Genomic DNA, 1,868 nt, shown 5'->3' on the forward strand with positions numbered 1-1,868 from the left:
CGCGGGATTCTATTGATCGAAGCAACACCTATTTTTAGGTGGTTTGAAATGTTTCGTAGTTCTTCCTCAGCAGCAGGTGTCCGGTTTCTCGCCTCGATCAAGGAGGGCCGTGGTCTCAAACCCTCCGCCCGCGACGCTGGCATAGACAAGGAAGTTGGATATCGCTGGCTGCGCGAGAAATACCTCGAGTTGCGCCGCAGCGGTGAAAGCCCGGCGGACGTGACGGCGTTGCTAGGGTTCACGACCTCGCGTCTCTTGGCCTGGGAAGCGGTCGTTGATCGCACCGATGACCGGCATCATTTACGGGTCGACAGGGACGAGGAGGCCAGATTCTGGGCGTCCTTTTCCACCGGTCAGAGTGTCCGTGATAGCGCTCGACAGGCCGGAGTCGTGCGGTCCACGGCCTACCGATGGATCGAGAAACGCTTCGCCGGCCTTCGACTCGACGGCCACACCGTGCGGCACTGCCAAACCCAATTGCGCCTGAGCGAGGACCAGGCGCGCATGTTCGAGGAACGCAGGCTGAAGGAGCTCCGGCGAGAGGCCAGTACCGCGAGAGCGGCCCAGCACGCCGCCACGCTCTCGTCCGGACGCTACGCCGACCGGGTGCTCGTAGCCGAACCCACGGCCCGACAAGAGTGGTTGAGGAATCGCAAGGAAAAGTACTGGCAACTCATGCGCGACGGACTGAGCAATGCCGATGCCTGCAGACTATTGGGCATGAACCGAGCCTCCGGAACCCAACTGCGACAAAACACCGACTTCCAAATCCCAAGAATCACGGCCCCTCGAGAGTCAGCTGGCCGCTACCTTGAGTCCCGGGAGCGACTTCAAATCGCCGACCTGCTGCGCTTGGGTCAGTCGATGCGCGCGATCGCGGCGGCGCTCGGTCGACAGCCGTCCACCATCTCCCGGGAGCTAGTCCGACACCGCCGCGACGGCGGACGTTACCTTCCCAGAACGGCTGATCATGACGCACGGTTGCAACGAGCCCGGCCCAAGGTCCCCAAACTCGTCTCAAACGTTCCGTTACGACTTTTGGTGCAACGCAAGCTGAACCGTTGCTGGTCCCCGGACGAAATCTGCGGATGGATGAAGAAGCATTACCCCGACGATCAGACAATGCGCCTTAGCCCGGAAACGATCTACCGCGCATTACTACTCCGCGACGACTACGGCCTTCACAAACGATTTGCCGTGAAGCTGCGAACCGGACGACGCATCCGCAAAACGCGCTGGCGCCGCCGGATCGGACGTGGATCCCGCATCATCAACATGACCATGATCGACAAAAGACCGGCCGAGGTCGAAGACCGCAAACAAGCCGGCCATTGGGAAGGCGATCTCATCGTTGGTCTTGGTTCGGTCTCGGCAATGGTGACCCTGCGAGAACGAACGACCCAATACGGCATCATCGTGAACCTGCCAAAGAATCACACTGCAGCAAGCGTCAACGCCGCCATCATCGACGCGTTCGCGACCCTGCCGCGTCATTTTAAACGCACGCTCACCTGGGACCAGGGCATCGAAATGGCTTGGCACGAAGCACTCACGCAAGCCACCGGAGTCCCTGTTTTCTTCGCAGAACGCTCCAGCCCCTGGCAGCGCGGCGCGAATGAGAACTTCAACGGACTGGCCCGCCAATACTTTCCCAAAGGCACCAACCTGGCACTGCACAGCGCTGAGCACGTTGACTTCGTCGTCCAGGAGCTCAACGATAGACCTCGGAAAACACTCGGCTACGACACTCCAACCGAGCGGTTCAACGCCGAACGCGACACGCCCGAGTCCGATCCGCGGTAGCCTCGAAATGCCCGGAAATACGCCGGACAATAACACTTGTGTTGCGTCGACTCTCAGAATCCGCC

The 1,868-nt window shown here is 60.4% G+C and carries 1 protein-coding gene; it reads left to right on the forward strand.

Going from position 1 to position 1,868, the window contains the following annotated elements:
• Positions 1-1,803: IS30 family transposase (locus CXY72_RS00100; protein ID WP_233197559.1), on the forward strand; the 1,803-nt coding region annotated here is incomplete at its 5' end.
• Between the last annotated feature and the right edge of the window lie 65 nt (positions 1,804-1,868).

This window comes from Cryobacterium sp. Y57, assembly GCF_002929505.1.
Lineage (GTDB): Bacteria > Actinomycetota > Actinomycetes > Actinomycetales > Microbacteriaceae > Cryobacterium.